The sequence below is a fragment of the Roseobacter sp. HKCCA2468 genome (genome assembly GCF_037805105.1).
Lineage (GTDB): Bacteria > Pseudomonadota > Alphaproteobacteria > Rhodobacterales > Rhodobacteraceae > M30B80.
Genome location: NZ_JBBLYN010000002.1, coordinates 354342 through 373810, shown reverse-complemented (window position 1 = coordinate 373810; position 19469 = coordinate 354342). Strand labels below are relative to the sequence as shown.

Here is a 19469-nt window from a genome sequence, read left to right as displayed (position 1 = left end):
CCAACCTGCAAATTCGTTGCCAATTTGCAACATGGGTTCTGTGCATATACGCAGAGTGCCTCTGCATGACCTAGGGTTGGACGAAAAGGCCACACGCATTAGGTCTGAGACAACAGGAAACAGCGAGACGAGGCGGAACCAATGGGTCTTTTGGTCGATGGCACATGGCAAGATGTTTGGTATGACACCAAAAAATCAGGCGGCGCATTCCAGCGCAGTGTGGCCTCGTTTCGCAACTGGGTGACCGAAGATGGCAGTGCAGGCCCCTCGGGTGAAGGCGGCTTCAAGGCAGAATCGGGGCGCTATCACCTGTATGTTTCGCATGCGTGCCCTTGGGCCAATCGCGCCATGATCTTCCGCGCCATCAAGGGTCTGACTGACCATATCAGCGTCAGCGTTGTGCACCCCGATATGCTGGGCGATGGGTGGACATTTTCCACAGATTTTGACGGGGCTACGGGGGACACACTCTACGGCCTGCCTTTCGCCCGTGATGTCTATCTCAAAGACACGCCCGACATGACGGGCCGCGTTACGGTTCCAATCCTGTGGGACAAAGAGCGCGAGAAAATCGTCTCGAATGAGAGTTCGGAAATTATCCGAATGTTCAATTCGGCCTTTAACGGGATCACAGGCGACACGCAGGATTTCTACCCCGAAGAACTGCACCAAGAGATCGACCAAGTGAATGCGCGCATTTATGACGAGGTGAATAACGGCGTCTATAAATCAGGCTTCGCCACGTCACAGGCGGCCTATGATGATGCCGTGCATACGCTTTTTGAGGCGCTCGATTGGCTAGAGGACCGCCTCAGTCGCAACCGCTATCTAATGGGCGCACGCATCACCGAGGCCGATTGGCGACTGTTTACCACCTTGATCCGCTTTGATCTGGTTTATCACCTGCATTTCAAGTGCAACCGCAAGCGGATCATCGATTACCCTAATCTTTGGGGCTACACGCGCGAGCTATATCAATGGGCGGGTGTGGCAGATACGGTGCATTTTGATCATATCGTCCACCATTACCATTACAGCCACGATATGATTAATCCCGCACGTATCCTGCCGATTAATCCTGTGCTAGATTTCAACGCCCCACATGAGCGCGACCACCTCTAGGCGGGGCGGGACAAATCGCCTATCTAAGGCGGCATGACGACCAAAACCCAACATAGCCGTGACCATGGGGGCGGCATTGATGCCGCCGCCGCCCAATATGGTGCGGCGCGCGCAGATTGGCTTGATCTTTCAACAGGGATCAATCCCTGCCCCTATCCAATCGGTGACCTGCCTGCCGATGCATGGCGCGCCCTGCCGGATCAGGGGGCTGAGGCTGCGCTGATTGCCGCCGCGCGCGCATTTTGGTCGGTTCCCGCATATCTTGATATTCTGCCAACACATGGCGCCTCTGCGGCGATTGCGCGATTGCCCACGATTTTTGGGGATTTGGAGAGATCCGTGCAGATCACCATGCCCACCTATAATGAATGGGCGGCCAGTTTCGAGGGTGCAGGTTGGACGATAACCCAAGGCAGCGCCGCGCTTGAGATCTATGTCCACCCCAACAACCCCGATGGTCGCCTCGCGCCTGCACCAGTCAGTGACAAAATCCGCATCTATGATGAAAGTTTCTGCGATGTGATACCTGAGGCCAGCCACCTGCCCAAAATCGCAGAAAGCAGTCGCGATATTGTGCTTAAAAGCTTTGGGAAATTCTGGGGCCTTGCAGGTCTGCGCCTTGGCTTTGTCATCGCCGCCCCCGACACCATTGCCCGTTTGCGGGCAGTAATGGGCCCATGGTCTGTTTCAGGCCCCGCCCTTGTGATCGGGGCGCGGGCCTTGCGTGATCCCGCATGGGCCGAAGACACCCGCCGTAGATTGGCGCAAGATGCGGCACGGCTTGATACGCTGATGGCGGCGGCGGGTGCAAATGATCCGTGTGGCACAAGCCTGTTTCGACTGTTCCATGTTGGCAACGCTGCGGCCCTGCAATCCAAGCTTGCGCAGCATCACATCTGGACACGCATCTTTCCCTATTCCACCTCTATGATCAGACTGGGCTTACCCCATGCACCCGAGGACTGGGCAAGGTTGGAAAAGGCATTGGCATGATCACGGAAACCGCTGCCCTCTTGGTTCTGGCGCTTGGCCTTGATGCCCTATTTGGCGAACCACGCATGCTGTGGCAGCGTATCCCCCATCCTGCCGTGGTGATGGGGCGGATCATTGCTTGGGCAGATCGCCGCTACAACACCGAAAACGCGGCTGCACGCAGCGCAGGCGTGACGGTTATGGCGCTTTTGTCCCTTGGCGCTTTGGGGCTTGGGGCCACAATCGCCCTCTTGCCCTTTGGGGAGGTGATCTCAATCCTGCTTGCAGCCATCCTCATCGCACAGCGCAGCCTCATATCCCATGTCTTGGCCGTGCGCGATGCTTTGGGCCTATCGCTGCACGAGGCCCGCCGCGCGCTCAGCGATATCGTGGGGCGGGACACGGCTGAATTGGGTGAAAGCGAAATCAGCCGTGCCGCGATTGAATCGGCCGCTGAAAATTTTTCAGACGGGGTGATTGCCCCTGCCTTTTGGTTTCTCATCCTCGGGCTACCTGGCGTGTTGCTCTATAAACTTGTGAACACAGCCGACAGCATGATTGGCCACCGCACCCCGCGACATGAGGAATTTGGGTTTGCTGCCGCCAAGTTTGACGACATCCTCAACTACATCCCTGCCCGTCTCAGCGGGGCACTGATTGCCGCTGTTTGCGGCAATCCTGCGGCTTGGGCAGTGATGCGCGAGGACGCCTCAAAGCACCCAAGCCCCAATGCAGGATGGCCCGAAGCCGCAATGGCAGGCGCGCTTGATATCACATTGGCAGGCCCGCGCAGTTATCATGGGCATCGCAGCGATCACCCAAGCCTGAACGCCGCAGGACGGGCAGAGGCCACACGCAGCGATATATCGAACGCGGTTACGATCCTTTGGAAATCATGGGCCGCATTTGTGATGGCTGTCGTGCTTCTGGCGGTCTTGGCCGCCTAGGCCACCAAGGCCTCAGCCTTTTTCAGATCAACACTGACCAATTGGCTGACACCTTGCTCGGCCATTGTGACGCCGAACAAGCGATCCATCCGCGCCATCGTCACAGCATGGTGCGTGATGATCAAGAAGCGCGTTTTGGTGCGGCGGGTCATCTCGTCCAACATATCGCAGAAACGGGTCACGTTGGCATCGTCCAAAGGCGCATCCACCTCGTCCAACACACAGATTGGCGCAGGATTGGCCAAGAAGACCGCAAAGATAAGCGCAAGCGCGGTAAGGGTTTGTTCCCCCCCCGACAACAGTGACAAGGTCGAGAGTTTCTTGCCCGGCGGTTGGCACAGGATCTCAAGCCCCGCTTCGAGAGGATCATCGCTTTCGACCAAAACAAGCCGCGCTTCACCACCACCAAAGAGGTGACTAAACAACTGTCCAAAATTGCGGTTGACCTCATCAAAGGCCGTCAAAAGACGCTCGCGCCCTTCTTTGTTCAAGGCCGCAATTCCCGAACGCAGCTTTGAAATGGCCGCTTCAAGATCCTGCTTTTCTGACAGCAACGCGTCATGCTCGGTTTGGACTTCGCGCGCATCCTCCTCAGCCCGAAGGTTAACGGCACCAAGCGCATCGCGCTGACGGCGCAGGCGCATAACATCACCTTCAAGCTTTTCAGCCGAGGCCATATCTGTCGGGTCTGTCTCTAATTGCTCTAATAACGCATCAGGGGTGACTTCCATCTCCTCATGAATGCGCTCTGCTGCATGGGCGACGGATTCTGCCGCACCATCGCGCCGCGCTTCGGCAGCCGCGCGGGCTTCGCGGGCATCCGAGGCGCTGCGTTCGGCATCACGCTCGGCTGATGTCGCGGTGCGCGCAATACCTTCTGCAACGCTCAACGCATCTGCGGCAGCCGCCTTGCGCGCCTCGGCATCTTTGATCTTTTGCGCCAATTCTGCGCGCTGGCCCGCAAGATGGTCGGGTTTGTTCTTCGCATCTTGCAATTGCGCTTCGGCCTCAATGCGGCGGGTGTTCAACTCCGCCATGCGGGACTTGGCGGTATCAAGGCGCTTTTGCCACCCATCTACTTCGCTTGCAATTTGATCAATGCGGCGTTCCCGCGCTTCGCCTTCGCGTTTGATCTCATCATGCGCCGTGCGTTTGGCCAACATCGTCAGGCGCGCAGCCTCGACTGTCGATTTCGCGCTTTCAACCCGCGCGCGCATTGTCGTGAGGTCTTCAAGGGCTTTTTGCCCCGCCTCAGCTTCAACCAATTGCCGCTCGGCACTTGCGGCTTCCTCGCCATGGCGGCTGACGGCTTGGGTCAATGTCTCAAGACGACCTGCCAAAATATTGCGCTCTGCTTCGGCGCGCGACAAGAGGCGGCTGGCTTCGGCCATGGCGCTATCGGCATCACGGCGCGATTGGCGGGCAGTTTTATCTGCCTCGCTTGCGGCAGTGAGGCGTGCTGAAATTTCGTCATGACGGCTGCGGGCTGCATCGGCGGCATCCTTGGCCGCAGTCAATTCCTGATCCAACTTTTCCAGTTGATTAACCTGCTGCAAACGCCGTGCAGCCGCGCTTGAGCTGTCCTCAGATGCAAGGCTATAGCCGTCCCACCGCCAGAGATCGCCCTCGCGGCTGACCAAGCGCTGACCTGGCAAAAGATCCTTTTGCAACCGCGCCCCATCTGCGGCATCGACAATACCGACCTGCGACAAACGCCGCGCCAATACGCGCGGCGCGCGGGTGACATCGGCCAAACAAATCGCCCCTTGGGGCAAGGGTTGGGGATTGGCATATTGATCCAAACCAAGCCACCCTGTCAGCCGTGTTGCCAGACCATCTGCGCGGATCGGGGCCTTGAGATCATCGGCCAAGGCCGCCCCAACGGCGGCCTCAAAACCCACATCCACCTTCACATGATCCAGCAATTGCTCCGCCGCGCCCTGTTCGCGCTCAAGCAGGCGGCGCAGGGCGCGCACTTCGGACTCAAGCGTGCTCAGCGTGCCATTGGCCTCAGCCAAAGCCGCGCGGGCCTTGCCCTCTTCGCTTTGTGCGGTGGCGCGATCTGCTTCGGCCTGTGCCAATGCAGCCTCAGCTTGGTTTGCCTGCTCTGTCGCACTGGCCAAAGCGGTTTGTGCTGTATCTACATCGTGGCTCACCTCGGCCAAGCGCGCCTCGGCTTCCGCCGCCGCAAGCCGTGCCTTTTCCGCCTCGGCGCGGTTCCGCTCAAGGGCCGCACGGGCGTCAGAAACAATGCGCTCTGCGGATTGATGGCGCGCTGCAAGACGCGCTGCGTCTTCTGTCAGCTGACTGAGGCCCGTTTCACAATCGGCCAAAACCTCAGCGGCATCAGCGGCTGCAAGTGACGCGGCCTTCAGCGCCTCATCATGGCCTTTACGCGCCTCAAACAGGGCTTCGCGCTCCTCCATCAGCTTGGCCACTGTATCGCTTGCATCCGTGTTAAGGCTGTCTTCGCGACCAATGTCACGGGTCAGTTGTTCAATCCGTGCTTCCAAACCTTCAATCGCTTGGCGAACACGGAAATCTTCGGCTTGCAGCGTTTCGCGTTCTACAGTCAGCCGCTGCAAAATTGCGGCGGCGATTGCCTCCTCCTCCCGTTTGGGGGGAAGAGTGGCTTCGGCCTCCTCACGCGCTTGGGCGGCCTTGACCGCGGCCGCCTCAGCCTGCGCCGCAGATTGCACGGCCAAGCGCAAGGTTTCCTCAGCGCGCGCGCGGGCCTGATCTGCCTCACGCCAACGCAAATATAACAGCATCCCTTCGGCTTGGCGCAGCTCTGTCCCGATCTCGCGATACCGCGCGGCTTGGCGCGCCTGCCGAGCAAGCGAGGATAATTGCCCCGCCAGTTGTTCAATCACATCATCAACACGGGTGAGATTGGTTTCCGCACCCTTCAGCTTTAGCTCGGCCTCATGACGGCGCTGATAGAGGCCCGAGATACCCGCAGCCTCCTCAAGAACCCGCCGTCTTGCGCGTGGTTTTGCGTTGATCAACTCCGAAATCTGACCCTGCCGCACCAAGGCGGGGCTATGCGCGCCTGTTGAGGCATCCGCAAACAGCATCTGCACATCGCGCGCACGCGTGTCTTTGCCATTGGCCTTGTAGGCAGATCCGGCATCGCGGGTAATACGGCGCACGACTTCAAGGGTGTCATCCTCGTTAAACCCTGCCGGTGCGAGACGGTCTTGATTGTCGATGCTCAGGGATACTTCTGCGAAGTTACGCGCAGGCCGCGTGGCCGCCCCCGCGAAAATCACATCTTCCATACCGCCGCCGCGCATCGCCGAGGCGCGGTTCTCGCCCATGACCCACCGCAACGCTTCCAGAAGATTAGACTTGCCACAGCCATTGGGGCCAACCACGCCCGTAAGACCGTCCGAAATCACCAATTCGGTCGGGTCAACAAAGCTTTTAAAGCCGTTCAAGCGTAATCTGGAAAACCGCACAGGCAGACCCTTCGGTGATTCTTATCCAGTGTTACTGTCTCGCCGCTGCCATCGCAGAGTCAATCACGAACCCCACGATGTGGATAAGTTTAACCAGTTTTCCACAAGATATAGTCAAATTTAGCCAATTTTCTGCCCTGCGACATTTCATCCATTGCTAAACTAAACCGACTAGTTCAGAAATCAGTTAACAAAGTTCATCAAAGGGGACTAACAATGTCACTCGCTCAAAATCGATATTCACCGCTCTACTTCCTTGCCTCGCTGGGCGCAGGGGGGTTGGCCGTTACGTTTTTTATGTGGCTGATGTTTTGGGTGCCGCATCCTGACCAACCCGTTCCGATCTTCGAAAACAACTTTGCGGTTTTGACGACAGGGTCAATTTTGCAACAGGCTATGGTCTTGGGCGCCATGGCGGGGATCGCAGTTTTTGGGTTCTTGAACATCAAACTGTTGATCTGGAACCTTGGGCGCTTCTCTGCGTTCCGCGCAGCGGCGTCTTATTCAGATTTTGCCGCTTCAAACGCAGGGAGCCAAGTTTTGGCGCTGCCTCTTGCCTTGGCGATGACGGTTAATGTTGGCTTTCTTCTGGGTCTTACCTTTGTCCCAGGGCTATGGAGCATCGTGGAATATCTATTCCCCGCAGCCATGGCCGCCTTCCTGATGATCGGGATTCTGGCATTCCGCATGATCGCTGATTTCCTCAAGGCGCGCTTTGCCAATGGCGGTTTCAAATGTGCCGCGAACAACTCCTTTGCCCAAGTTCTGCCCGCATTTGCGCTGTCTATGATCGGTGTTGGCCTTGCTGCCCCCGCCGCAATGTCCAACCTACAACTGACCGCAGGGGTTTCGATTATTCTGGGAACCTTCTTCATCACAGCGGCGCTGTTGATCGCTTTTGTCGCCGCGATATTGGGTCTGCGCTCAATCATGGAGAACGGTCTGAATGTTGAGGCCGCCCCCACGCTGATGGTCATCATTCCGCTGATCACTGTTGTTTCGATTGCGATGATGCGGATCTCGCATGGCCTGCACGTTCATTTCGACATCCATGGCGGTGCGGGTGAAACATTTACCTTCCTGACACGCATGCTGTCGATTGAAGTTCTGATCGCACTCTTTAGCATCATGGCCTTGGCCAGCGTGGGCTATCTCGGCCGCTTCATCAATGGCACCGAAGCCTCTGCAGGTTCATACGCCCTTGTTTGCCCCGGCGTTGCAATGTCTGTCTTGGGTCATTTTTGGATCAACAAAGGTCTGGTCGCCACAGGCATGATCGCAAAATTTGGCGCAGCCTATTGGGTGCTCAGCGCATTGGCCCTAGGCCTGCAATTCGGAATGATCGCCTTGGTTCTGATCCTTGCGCGCAAGCATTTCGCGAAGAACAGCGCCGCAGCACTTGCGCCTGCTGAATAAAACACACCCCATAAGGTTACGGGCCGCGATGCACATCGCGGCCCGTTTCATTTGTATAAATCCCATATTATCCTTTGCATTGAGATCATCCCGAAGCAGTGGTATCCTTGTGCTATTCGTCAGCGCCAGATGGGTGTCCATCTTAGACTGACGCCATGAAACGGAGGGCCTTCGTCCTGACTGGACCGAGAATGGCGGTAACTGACACCGCAGAGATTGCGCCGCATGCCGACACGCATGCACCCCGCATTGGTGGCAAGGATTTGCTAGACCAAGTGCTTGACTCTCTGAGCGATGACAAAGCTGAAAACGTAATCACGATCGAGCTGGCGGGGAAATCCTCGATGGCCGATTATATGGTCGTGGCTTCGGGGCGTTCGACACGGCAAGTGGCCGCTATAGCGACCAATTTGGTGGATCGCCTCAAGCAAGATTATGGGCTTTTGTCCAAAACCGAGGGCAAAGACGCAGGTGATTGGGTTTTAATCGACACGGGCGATGTGATCGTGCATGTCTTCCGCCCCGAAGTGCGGGATTTCTACCAGATCGAAAAGATGTGGCTGCCCAATGGCACGGCACAGGCCTAATCGGCCATGCGCGTGTCCATCTGTTGTGTCGGCCGCCTGCGGCAAGGCCCCGAACATGATCTGATTACCGATTACCTCACGCGATTTGATCGCACAGGTCGCGCACTTGGCCTGACCTTAGGCGATGTCATTGAGGTGGAAGATAAGAAGAATCAGGGCATGAAAGCCGAAGGCGACTTGCTGCGCCGTGCTTTACCAAAATCCGCGATGATCTGGGCGCTAGACGAGCGGGGCGAGACCCTAAGCTCTCCAGAATTCGCCACAGGGCTTGGCCAAGTGCGTGATCAAGGAACAAGCGATTTGGCGCTGATCATTGGCGGGGCAGATGGCATTGAGCCAAACCTACGCGGCGAAGCCGCACGGCGTATTTCCTTCGGCCGTATGGTTTGGCCGCATATGTTGGTGCGGGTGATGCTGTCTGAACAGCTTTACCGTGCCGCATCAATCCTTGCGGGCGCGCCTTATCACCGTGTCTGAAACCTTTCTTTAAGCAAAATATCCGAACTTGGCCGCGATTGAGATTTCGCGCGAGAGGCCAAGATTGGCGATGACCTGCCTGACACCCATGTTGCATTTGGGCAGCCCTGCACCCACGGGCCAGCGCCCAAGGCCAAACGGGGATATGCTGTCGTAGCGCTCAGATATCCCGCAAACGGGGCGCGTACGCGTTCAGATCGCCTGTCGCGGGCAAGATCTGCGGGCCTTTGCAAACCAGATCACAGGGCGCACTTTGCCCGAGGACAGGCATTTGCCCCTTCAACAGAGATTGCACAATCACCGCACCGCGATCCTGAGGCGAAAGCATCTGCAACATAAATGCCAGCCCAATGGCGACACTCAAGGCGACCAGTTTAAACCCACTGCGCAGTGATTTATTGTTAGTCCGTGTCATAGCCTGCCTCCCATCCATTTGGGAAAATGTGGAAACTGCCCGCACTAAACTGTGATTGATATTGCACATCAAGACGGCATCCTGTCTGCTCACGCGAAGGTGACTAGGGCGAGGGCGAGGCAAATCATGGTCAGCACACATCAAAGCGAAGAAGACGCGCGCAATGAACATATTCTGATCTGGATCAACGGAGCGCTGAAACCCCGCGCCGAGGCAATGGTCAGCGTCTATGACAGCGGCTTTATGCTTGGTGATGGCGTTTGGGAGGGGTTACGTCTCTATAACGGGAAATGGGCCTTTTTAGACGATCATATGGATCGCCTGTTTGAGGCTGCCAAAGCCATTGATCTTGATATCGGCATGACCCGCGCCGCGGTGATTGCGGCCCTCGAAGACACCCGCCGCGCCAACGAGATGCAGACCGATGCCCATGCCAGATTGATGGTCACGCGAGGGGTCAAGATGCGCCCCTTTCAACATCCTGCCCTGTCGCGTTCTGGCCCGACTGTTGCGATCATCATGGAGCATTCCAAACCCTCCATCCCACGCCCTATTCGTCTGGCCACAGTGCCACATCTGCGCGGCTTGCCGATGACGCAAGACCCCAAGCTAAACTCTCATTCCAAATTAAATTGTATTCTCGCTTGCATCGCCGCGGAAAAGGCGGGGGCAGATGAGGCCTTGATGTTAGACATCCATGGCTTTGTGAACACCACAAATGCGTGCAATTTCTTCATCATTCGCAAGGGCGAGGTTTGGACAAGCACAGGCGATTATTGCATGAATGGGATCACACGGCAGAAGGTCATTGACCTGTGCCGCAACAATGACATCCCTGTCTTTGAGAAAAACTTTTCCTTGGTGGAAACCTATAGCGCAGATGAGGCATTTTTGACGGGCACATTCGGCGCGCAAACCCCTGTGGGCGAGATTGACGGCCGCGTCATCGGCACAGGCGATTTGGGGCCCCTGACCACGCGCATCCGCGCGCTGTATAAAGACATGATTGATCAAGGCACAGAATAGAATGACAAAAATTGCCATGTGGTCGGGGCCACGCAACCTTTCGACTGCGATGATGTATGCCTTTGGTGCGCGCGCCGATTGCGCAGTTTGGGACGAGCCATTCTACGCCCCCTATTTGGCAGAGACAGGGCTCGACCATCCGATGCGATCCGAGATCCTTGCCGCGCATGAAAGCGATGCAAAGATCGTGGCGCGGCGCTGTGCGGGCAGCCCGCCTGACGGAAAAGAGCATTGGTATATGAAACACATGCCCCACCATATGTTGGATGGGTTTGACCTGACGTGGGCTGAGGGCTGCGTGAATATGCATCTGATCCGTCACCCCGCCCGCGTCATTGCCTCCTACCTCGCCAAGCGAGATATGCCGAGCCTGCTTGATATTGGCTATCCTCAACAATGGGCGCTTTATCAGCGCCTTCCTGGCCCAATTTTCGACAGCACAGATATTCGCGCGAAGCCAGAGGCCATGTTGCGCATGATCTGCGCGGCGGCCGACCTTCCATTTGACGCGGCAATGTTATCTTGGCCCGCAGGGCCACGGGCCCAAGATGGGATCTGGGCCAAGCATTGGTATGGGGCTGTGCATCGCTCAACTGGGATTTCTGATCCCGAAGGGCCATTGCCCGATTTGCCCAAGGAATATCATGGGCTGCTGACCGAGGCGCTTGAATATTACGAACAAATGCGCAGTCTAAAACACACAGGCTAAGGTTAAATCAGGGGGAGTGCGCGATGCGAAAATCAGCCAAAGACGAACAAATCCTATCGCCCGCCGCACCTCACCCGAAATATTTCAGTAAGGCCGCAGACGCAGTCGCCGAATTGCAACTGCTGTATCAGGCGGCCACAAAATTCCTTTACGATGCCTTTTCCGAGGCCTTAAAAGCCCCGCGCGAGAACACCCGCTATCGCGCCTTTTATCCCGAGATACGGATTACCACGACAGGTTTTGGCAAGATCGACACCCGCCTTTCTTTTGGTCATGTCGCAGAACCGGGCACCTATTCCACAACGGTCACGCGCCCCGATTTATTTGCAAATTATCTGACACAGCAAATCGCCCTGCTGATTGAAAACCATAATGTTGAGGTCGCGATTGGGGTATCCTCTACGCCAATTCCGCTGCATTTTGCAGTGCTGACGGATCCCAATCTCAACGTCCCGCAAGAGGCAGCGCTAACCTTTCCCTTGCGCGATATGTTTGATGTGCCTGATCTGGGCGGCATCCATGACGAGATCGTCAATTCCTTTGGCTTTAAGCATCCAGACGGATCGGGGCCGCTTGCGCCCTTTACCGCCGAACGGATCGACTATTCTCTAGCACGGCTCGCTCATTATACCGCGACTGATCCTGTGTATTTCCAGAACCATGTTCTGTTCACCAATTACCAATTCTATATTGACGAATTCATTGCCTATGCGCGGGCAATGTTGGCCGACCCAAACAGCGGCTACACCGCCCTCGTTGGGCCAGGCAATCAAGTTTTGATGACGGCTGAGGCAGAGCTCACACATCCCGCAAAAATGCCCCAGATGCCAAGCTATCACCTCACCCGTAAAGACAATGCAGGTATTAGTTTGGTTAATATTGGGGTTGGGCCTTCAAACGCAAAAACCGCCACTGACCATATTGCAGTTTTGCGACCCCATGCATGGTTGATGGTTGGTCATTGTGCAGGTCTGCGCAACACGCAGGCGCTTGGCGATTATGTCTTGGCACACGCCTATCTGCGCGAAGATCATGTTCTTGATGATGATCTGCCCGCATGGGTTCCCATCCCCGCATTGGCCGAAGTTCAAATTGCCCTTGAGGATGCGGTGGCAGATGTTGCGCAAGTGTCTGGCTATGAATTGAAACGGATCATGCGCACAGGCACGGTCGCCACAATCGACAATCGCAATTGGGAATTGCGCGATCAATCTGGCCCCGTAAAGCGCCTCAGCCAAAGTCGCGCCATCGCACTCGATATGGAAAGCGCAACAATCGCCGCCAATGGATTTCGCTTTCGGGTGCCTTATGGCACGCTGCTTTGTGTCTCGGATAAGCCGCTGCATGGCGAATTAAAGCTGCCCGGAACGGCCTCAGAATTCTATAAAACCCAAGTGACGCGACATTTGTTGATCGGCATTCGCGCCATGGAAAAATTGCGCGAAATGCCGCTTGAACGCCTTCATAGCCGAAAATTGCGGTCTTTTGAGGAAACGGCTTTCTTATAAATATATAAATTTTTGTCAAGATGCATGTTTTCTGCACCATTTTGTCTACTAATTGTTGTGTCCCTCCACAATATTAGGGTAATTTCGCACCAGCGAGCCCAAGGGTTCGGGGAGTAAAGGAGATAAAAAATGGCACAGAAACCGATGACAAAGACGCAGCTTGTTGCCGCGCTTGCCGACGAAATGGGCAGTGACAAGAAAACCGCAGCAGCCGCTTTGGATGCAGTGACCGCAGTGGTCACCAAAGAAGTCGCAGGCGGTGGCGCAGTAACCCTTCCTGGGATTGGCAAAGTATACTGCCGCGCACGTCCCGAGCGTATGGTGCGCAACCCAGCAACGGGCGAGCAGATCAAAAAGCCTGCCGACAAGGTTGTGAAGGTTACAATCGCAAAGGCATTGAAGGACAGCGTAAACGGCTAAGTTTTCGCAGTTTTGAAGTTTTAAGGGCCGCCTACTTGGGCGGCCCTTTTTCTTGGGCGGGTTTCATGCTTCTGTGTCGCAAGCAGGTTTCGGCAGGATGCATGACATGGATTTTCGCGCAATTGGAATGGGGCTGATTTTCGCCCTCATATGGTCTTCGGCTTTCACCTCTGCGCGAATGATCGTTGAAGCCGCGCCGCCCCTCTACGCATTGGTTCTGCGCTTTGGATTAGCGGGTCTGATTGGTGTGGCCATTGCCAAGGCCCTCGGACAACACTGGAAATTTTCAGCCAAGCAATGGCGCGGCATTTTGATTTTTGGCACCTGCCAGAACGCGATCTATCTGGGTCTGAATTTTATCGCCATGCAAACAGTCGAAGCGGGGCTTGCAGCCATCATCGCATCCAGTATGCCGCTGTTGGTGGCGACTGCGAATTGGGCGTTTTTCCGCGAAACCCTCCCGAAGCTTGGGATTTTCGGCCTGATTGCGGGCTTCGCTGGGGTGGCGCTGATTATGTCACAGCGATTAACAGGCGGGGCGGATGTCATGGGCCTTGCACTCTGCGTCATTGCTGCCGTGGCGCTGACCATCGCAACATTGGCCGTGCGCAGTGCTTCAGCCTCGGGCGGAAATGTGATCATGACCGTTGGCTTGCAAATGGCGGTTGGCTCGATTGTCTTACTGCCCTTTGCCTTAATCTTTGAAACGCCAGAATTTGACATGTCGCAGCGTCTCTTTTGGGCCTTCACTTATACAACTTTAGCCCCAGGTCTTTTGGCAACGTGGATTTGGTTTTTGTTGGTCGCCCGCATTGGAGCAACCCGCGCCGCAACGTTTCATTTCTTGAACCCGTTTTTCGGCGTGGCGATTGCCGCGGCGCTCCTTGGGGAACAATTATCTTTGGCCGACATCATTGGGGTTGCCATTATCGCAGGCGGGATTTTGGCGGTGCAGTTGGCCCGCGTCACCCCAACAGCGCCAAGCAGTTAGGCCCCTTCAAGCGGCGTATCGCTGACAATGACGCGCAGATTATCAATAGCGATGCGATAGGGCGTATTCGTATCATCACTGCCAAATAGGCTGATTTCGCCCTCTGCGTCATAGCTGCTGACCGCAATGCGCAAAGATAATCGTGTGGTTTCTTCTCCCGATTGCACTGACCCATCGGGTTTGGGATACGCGTCAAGCAATTGAAACCGCGTGCCTGTTGGGCTTTGCCGCGCGATCTCGATCACAGGGGCATGCGCCTCGCCCGTAATGCGCAAGGCTGCATCGGCAAAGCTCAGTTCAACCGCCGCACCGTCCCATCCGTCAAGAAGCCATAGGTCTAACTCAAGCACAGCATTGCGAAAACCAAGTGGCAAAAGGATTGGTTTTTGGATCACCAACCCTGCTGCAACAGGGCCCAGAATACCGCCCGTTATCACGGATTGATTTGATTGGGCCGCACCACTAAAGCCGCCTTCGTTAAACTCAAAATCTTCGAAAGAGACGAGTCGGTCGTCTTGCGAGAACACCCGCAAACCCGCCGTGCTGTCATTGGTGCTTGCCCAGACATCGGGGGTCGGGCCGATCCGCCAAACCATCCCAATGAGGAGGCCAAGCGCCATGAGCGCGATGATCATCGTTCTTCCATCCACCCGAAAGGATCTCGGAAGTGCCCATGTTCGCTTGGCCTGTCGCATAGTTAACCTCTTACTCGTTTACCCCCTCAAGATCGCAAGGAAACTTGGTTAAAAAGCGGCAAGGCCAAGAAAATTTTACGGAATTTGAAACTAATCTAAGAAACGATCAGCCGATGTTGCCACGATTTGCGCCGATTTGTCCGCGATGCAGCAACAAATGATCCAGAACCACACAGGCCATCATCGCTTCACCCACGGGAACGGCACGAATACCCACACAAGGATCATGCCGCCCTTTTGTGATGATCTCAGCCGATTCGCCCGACTTCGTGATCGTTTGGCGCGGTGTCAGGATGGAGGAGGTGGGTTTCACTGCAAAACGCACAACCACATCTTGGCCAGTGGAAATTCCACCCAAAATCCCGCCCGCATGATTAGAGGCGTATTGTGGGCCATCTGCGCCCATCGTGATTTCATCCGCGTTTTCACTGCCCCGCAAGGCAGCGGCGTTCATGCCCTCGCCAATCTCAACACCTTTCACGGCATTGATTGACATCATCGCTGCAGCCAAATCCGTGTCAAGCTTGCCATAAATTGGCGCGCCAAGCCCTGCGGGCAAACCGCGCGCGACCACCTCGATCACCGCGCCGACACTGTCGCCCGATTTGCGAAGACCATCTAAATAGCTTGCCCAATCTGCCGCTGCCTTGGGGTCAGGCGTCCAAAATGGGTTCTGCGCAATCTGATCCCAGTCAAACCGTGTGCGGTCAATCTGATGTGGGCCCATTTGCACCATGAAGCCCGTAATTTGCAGATCAGGCAGCAGCGTGGCCAAAACCGCGCGCGCAACCCCGCCTGCGGCCACGCGTGCGGCGGTTTCTCGCGCGCTTGATCGTCCACCCCCGCGCGGATCGCGGATACCGTATTTTTGCCAATAGGTGATGTCGGCATGGCCTGGACGGAATTTTTCGGCAATTTCAGAATAATCTTTCGACCGCTGATCCGTGTTGCGGATCATCAACTGTATCGGCGTGCCTGTCGTCTGGCCCTCGTAAACGCCCGAAAGAATTTCCACCTCGTCAGGTTCGCGGCGTTGCGTGGTGTATTTATTCTGCCCTGGTTTGCGGCGATCAAGCCAATGCTGCAGCATTGCGGCATCTATCGCGACACCTGGGGGGCATCCGTCAACAGTCGCGCCAAGGGCTGGCCCGTGGCTTTCGCCCCAAGTGGTAACCCGAAAAAGATGACCGAAAGTGTTCATCGACATTGGCGTGACCTACATAATTTTAGCCTTCACAGGGGTTAGCCTTCCTGAGGCAAAATGCCAAGACCCTTGCCCTTCGCAGAAAACCTGCCTAGATCAATCCTTGTCTCGGGGTGGCCCGTTATTGGGCCTGAGATGCGCAATCCTGCGTAAACCCGTTGAACCTGAACCGGTTAGGACCGGCGGAGGGAAGGCTTTGGAACAGAGGGCAATTTGCCCAAGCTCCATCTTCACTTCGCCCGTCGCAATGGAGGAGTGAGGAAATGAAACACACCATCATAGCAGCGGGTATGAGCATCTTTGCAGGGGCGGCAATGGCCGAAAACCCTGTTTTGCATGTCTATACCTATGATTCATTTGTCGCTGATTGGGGGCCCGGGCCCCAGATTGAGGCTGCTTTCGAAGAACGCTGTGGCTGTGATCTGCAATTCGTCAGCGCGGGCGATGGCGCAGCACTGCTGTCGCGGCTTCAGCTTGAGGGGAGCCGCAGCGAAGCGGATGTGGTCTTGGGCCTTGATACAAACCTGATGACAGCCGCGCGCGATACGGGCCTATTTGTCACGCATGATATCTCCGCTGAGGGGCTGACCCTACCAATCGCATGGGATGATGCAGAATTTCTGCCCTTTGATTGGGGCTATTTCGCCTTTGTCCATAACGCTGATCTGCCCAACCCCCCCCAAAGTTTTGAGGAATTGGCCGCAAGTGATCTGCGCATCTTGATCCAAGACCCACGCAGTTCGACCCCCGGTTTGGGCCTCGTTTATTGGATCGAGGCCGCCTATGGCGATGGGGCTGCACAGATTTGGCAGGATTTGGCGGATAACATCGTCACCGTCACCCCAGGATGGTCTGAGGCCTATGGCCTGTTCCTAGAGGGTGAGGCCGATATGGTGCTTTCCTACACAACATCCCCCGCCTATCACCTCATTGCCGAGGAAGATCCCAGCAAATCTGCCGCTGCCTTTGACGAAGGGCATTATATGCAAATTGAAATTGCGGGCATCACTGCGGCAAGCGATCAACCCGATTTAGCGCGTGCGTTTATGACCTTCATGCTGTCGCCCGCATTCCAATCCGTAATCCCCACGACAAACTGGATGTATCCTGCGGCTTTGCCCGCATCGGCGCTGCCCGATGGATTTGAAACCTTGATTGCCCCTGAAAAAGTGCTGCACTTCTCGGGGGATGAGGCTGCGGCGCTTCGCGATGCAGCGATTGACAGATGGCAAACCGCACTCAGCCGCTAAGTGCCTTGGTTTGGGTCGGGACGGGCGCTTTGGCGCTTATCCTGACCGTGACCCTTGGCCCGCTTGTGGCGATTGCCGTCACGGCGGACGATGGGTTTAAATTACGCGCGGCCGACTGGGCCGCAATTCGCTTTACCCTCCTTCAGGCATTCCTCTCCGCAAGTCTGAGCCTTGCAATTGCCATTCCACTGGCCCGCGCTGTTGCGCGGCGGAGGTTTATTGGCAGGGGCATTTTCATCAGCCTAATGGGTGCCCCATTTATCCTTCCCGTCATCGTTGCCGTGATCGGGCTGATTGCCAGCTATGGGCATAACGGGTGGCTTGCGCGCGCCTTACAGGTCATTGGCCTAGACCTCCCCGAAATTTACGGGCTGCAAGGCGTAGTTCTCGCGCATGTGTTTTTCAACCTTCCCCTTGCCGCGCGCTTGATCCTTCAAGAGTGGCAAGCCATCCCACAGGAACGCATACGTCTTGCACAATCTTTGGGGCTTAAGGGCGGCGCTTTTTTTCGGCATATTGAATGGCCGATTGTGCGAAGCACTGCACCGGGCGCTTTTGTGGTGATTTTTCTGCTCTGTTGCTCAAGTTTCGCAGTCGCGTTGATCTTGGGCGGTGGCCCGCGCGCGACCACGATTGAATTGGCCATTTATCAAGCCTTTCGATTTGATTTTGACCTCGGGCGCGCCGCAAGTTTGGCCGCCGTGCAGGCACTGCTGTGCCTCGGCCTCGGCGCGTTTGCGCTGCGGCTGTCAGCCCGTGGCACGGAACTTGGCACGGGGCTGGATCGCACATTGGCCCTGCCCACTGAAGGGCGCGCATTTGTCGATACTCTGGTGATCGTGGCTGCGGGTGGATTTCTCGCATTGCCCTTGGCGCGGATCGTGATCCTTGGCCTGCCAAATCTTACAGAACTACCCACAGCCGTTTGGATTGCGGCGCTGCGCTCGCTGATCATGGCGTTATCTGCGACCGCTCTGTCGATTGCGATGGCGTTGCCAATCGCCTTTGCCTTGCTCCGCTTGCGCCGCGCCGCAATATTTGAGGCTCTTTGCCTGCTTGCCTTGGTCATTTCACCTTTGGCTCTTGGCACAGGATGGTTTTTAATCCTGCGGCCAATCACCAATCCCGTGACATGGGCCTTGCCCGTCACCGTATGCGTCAATGCCCTGATGGCACTGCCCTTCGTGCTGCGTGCCGTTCTGCCCGCCCTTCGTGAAGCTGAAGCAAGCCAAGCCCGCCTTGCCACGGCGCTGGGCCTTGTCGGTTGGCACAGATTTCGGCACGCGATCCTGCCGCGCCTTGTCCGTCCATTGGGCTTTGCGGCGGGTTTATGTGCGGCCTTATCAATGGGGGATTTGGGCGTGATCGCCCTATTCGCGGCACCTGATCAAGCCACTTTGCCCCTAGAGATGCTGCGCCTGATGGGGGCCTATCGTATGGCGGATGCCCAAGGGGCTGCATTGCTGCTCTTGATCCTAAGCCTGGGCTTGTTTTGGATATTTGACCGTGGGGGCCGTTACCATGCTTGAGATCACAAACCTAACCTATCGCAGCGAGGGCTTTGAATTGAACGCCACCTTCCGCGTGGAGCGAGGGGAAAGGCTGGCCTTAATGGGGCAATCAGGCGCGGGGAAATCCACGTTGATCAGCCTCATCGCAGGGTTTCTCAGCCCAAATGCGGGAGAGATCTGGTTTGACAGCACAAACCTCACCCAGTGCGATCCATCCAAACGGCCAATTTCAATCCTGTTTCAAGACAGCAATCTTTTCCCTCATCTGACTTTGCGGGAAAACCTAGGCTTGGCCCTCTCCCCGCGATTGGCGTTGAACGCGGCGATGGAGGCGCAGATCAGCGCCGCTTTGGCACAAGTGGGCCTGCGCGGGTTTGAGGGGCGCCGCCCCGCAAGCCTGTCAGGTGGGCAACAATCCCGTGCAGCCATTGCGCGCATCCTTTTGCAAAATCGGCCAATCCTGCTGATGGACGAGCCGTTTGCAGCCCTAGATCCCGCTTTGCGGCGCGAGATGGCAGAGTTGATCTGCAGTTTGTGCCGCGATTTGGGACTGACCTTGATCCTCGCTTCTCATGATTTCACGGATGCCGAACGGATGTGTGACCGCGTGATGCTTTTGTCCGAAGGGCAGATTACAGAAGATTGCCCCATCGCAGGCCTACGCGCCGCACCCCCCGCGGGTTTGGTGCCATGGCTGTAGGCAAAAGAAAAAAGCGCCTCTGGGATCAGAGGCGCTTTTAGGTTTCTATCGTCCCTTC

At 56.3% G+C, this 19469-nt stretch carries 18 protein-coding genes and 1 riboswitch; of the genes, 14 read left to right on the top strand and 4 right to left on the bottom strand.

What is annotated here, in order from left to right:
- The first annotated feature begins 141 nt into the window (after window positions 1-141).
- Genes AAC620_RS08275 through cbiB form a run of 3 tightly spaced genes read left to right on the top strand, consistent with a single transcriptional unit; the run spans window position 142 to window position 3041 of the window.
- A complete protein-coding gene (locus tag AAC620_RS08275; RefSeq protein ID WP_340244177.1) occupies window positions 142-1122 on the top strand; it encodes a glutathione S-transferase family protein in 981 nt (326 codons plus the stop codon).
- Between the two features lie 33 nt (window positions 1123-1155).
- Window positions 1156-2115 (top strand): threonine-phosphate decarboxylase, encoded by a 960-nt coding sequence (locus tag AAC620_RS08270; protein WP_340244175.1) that lies wholly within the window; start codon window positions 1156-1158, stop codon window positions 2113-2115.
- The gene (cbiB, locus tag AAC620_RS08265; RefSeq protein ID WP_340244173.1) at window positions 2112-3041 is read left to right on the top strand and encodes an adenosylcobinamide-phosphate synthase CbiB; all 930 of its coding nucleotides are present in this window, start codon (window positions 2112-2114) and stop codon (window positions 3039-3041) included. The genes AAC620_RS08270 and cbiB overlap by 4 nt, the downstream gene beginning before the upstream one ends.
- On the opposite strand, the gene smc is transcribed toward cbiB, so the two are convergent.
- On the bottom strand, window positions 3038-6502 hold the full coding sequence (smc, locus tag AAC620_RS08260; protein ID WP_340244171.1) for a chromosome segregation protein SMC: 3465 nt from the start codon (window positions 6500-6502) through the stop codon (window positions 3038-3040). The two genes, cbiB and smc, sit on opposite strands and share 4 nt — an antisense overlap.
- Before the next feature lie 216 nt (window positions 6503-6718).
- Between smc and AAC620_RS08255 the strand changes: the two genes are divergently transcribed.
- From AAC620_RS08255 to rlmH, 3 genes are all read left to right on the top strand, one after another.
- Complete coding sequence (locus AAC620_RS08255; RefSeq protein WP_340244169.1) at window positions 6719-7918, top strand: TsoY family (seleno)protein; 1200 nt, start codon at window positions 6719-6721, stop codon at window positions 7916-7918.
- Window positions 7919-8109: 191 nt separating this feature from the next.
- Entirely contained in the window at window positions 8110-8505 is a 396-nt protein-coding gene (rsfS, locus tag AAC620_RS08250; protein WP_317656889.1) for a ribosome silencing factor, read from the top strand.
- Window positions 8506-8511: 6 nt separating this feature from the next.
- Complete coding sequence (gene rlmH, locus AAC620_RS08245; RefSeq protein ID WP_340244167.1) at window positions 8512-8982, top strand: 23S rRNA (pseudouridine(1915)-N(3))-methyltransferase RlmH; 471 nt, start codon at window positions 8512-8514, stop codon at window positions 8980-8982.
- A gap of 160 nt (window positions 8983-9142) precedes the next feature.
- On the opposite strand, the gene AAC620_RS08240 is transcribed toward rlmH, so the two are convergent.
- Complete coding sequence (locus AAC620_RS08240; RefSeq protein WP_340244165.1) at window positions 9143-9397, bottom strand: hypothetical protein; 255 nt, start codon at window positions 9395-9397, stop codon at window positions 9143-9145.
- 126 nt (window positions 9398-9523) lie between these two features.
- Between AAC620_RS08240 and AAC620_RS08235 the strand changes: the two genes are divergently transcribed.
- From AAC620_RS08235 to AAC620_RS08215, 5 genes are all read left to right on the top strand, one after another.
- Window positions 9524-10423 carry a D-amino acid aminotransferase gene (locus AAC620_RS08235; protein ID WP_340244163.1) on the top strand — a complete coding sequence of 300 codons (900 nt, stop codon included), beginning with the start codon at window positions 9524-9526 and terminating at the stop codon, window positions 10421-10423.
- Between the two features lies 1 nt (window position 10424).
- Window positions 10425-11132, top strand: a complete 708-nt coding sequence (locus AAC620_RS08230) for a sulfotransferase-like domain-containing protein (protein ID WP_340244161.1) — start codon at window positions 10425-10427, stop codon at window positions 11130-11132.
- A gap of 23 nt (window positions 11133-11155) precedes the next feature.
- Window positions 11156-12640: an AMP nucleosidase gene (locus AAC620_RS08225; protein ID WP_340244159.1), complete on the top strand. Its 1485-nt coding sequence runs from the start codon at window positions 11156-11158 to the stop codon at window positions 12638-12640.
- Window positions 12641-12769: 129 nt separating this feature from the next.
- Window positions 12770-13060, top strand: a complete 291-nt coding sequence (locus AAC620_RS08220; protein ID WP_340244157.1) for an HU family DNA-binding protein — start codon at window positions 12770-12772, stop codon at window positions 13058-13060.
- 106 nt (window positions 13061-13166) lie between these two features.
- Window positions 13167-14051, top strand: a complete 885-nt coding sequence (locus tag AAC620_RS08215; RefSeq protein ID WP_340244156.1) for a DMT family transporter — start codon at window positions 13167-13169, stop codon at window positions 14049-14051.
- On the opposite strand, the gene AAC620_RS08210 is transcribed toward AAC620_RS08215, so the two are convergent.
- On the bottom strand, window positions 14048-14686 hold the full coding sequence (locus AAC620_RS08210; protein WP_340244154.1) for a hypothetical protein: 639 nt from the start codon (window positions 14684-14686) through the stop codon (window positions 14048-14050). The genes AAC620_RS08215 and AAC620_RS08210 overlap by 4 nt on opposite strands.
- 166 nt (window positions 14687-14852) lie before the next feature.
- Window positions 14853-15953 carry a chorismate synthase gene (gene aroC / locus AAC620_RS08205; RefSeq protein WP_340244152.1) on the bottom strand — a complete coding sequence of 367 codons (1101 nt, stop codon included), beginning with the start codon at window positions 15951-15953 and terminating at the stop codon, window positions 14853-14855.
- Between the two features lie 96 nt (window positions 15954-16049).
- Window positions 16050-16158: riboswitch (TPP riboswitch) on the top strand.
- A gap of 55 nt (window positions 16159-16213) precedes the next feature.
- Here aroC and thiB point away from each other — a divergent pair.
- The 3 genes from thiB to AAC620_RS08190 are packed head-to-tail and all read left to right on the top strand — an operon-like array spanning window position 16214 to window position 19411.
- Entirely contained in the window at window positions 16214-17200 is a 987-nt protein-coding gene (thiB, locus tag AAC620_RS08200; protein WP_340244150.1) for a thiamine ABC transporter substrate binding subunit, read from the top strand.
- Window positions 17176-18729, top strand: coding sequence for a thiamine/thiamine pyrophosphate ABC transporter permease ThiP (locus AAC620_RS08195; RefSeq protein WP_340244149.1), 1554 nt, complete (start codon window positions 17176-17178; stop codon window positions 18727-18729). The genes thiB and AAC620_RS08195 overlap by 25 nt, the downstream gene beginning before the upstream one ends.
- On the top strand, window positions 18722-19411 hold the full coding sequence (locus AAC620_RS08190; RefSeq protein ID WP_340244148.1) for a thiamine ABC transporter ATP-binding protein: 690 nt from the start codon (window positions 18722-18724) through the stop codon (window positions 19409-19411). Before AAC620_RS08195 ends, AAC620_RS08190 begins: the two co-directional genes overlap by 8 nt.
- Window positions 19412-19469 lie beyond the last annotated feature (58 nt).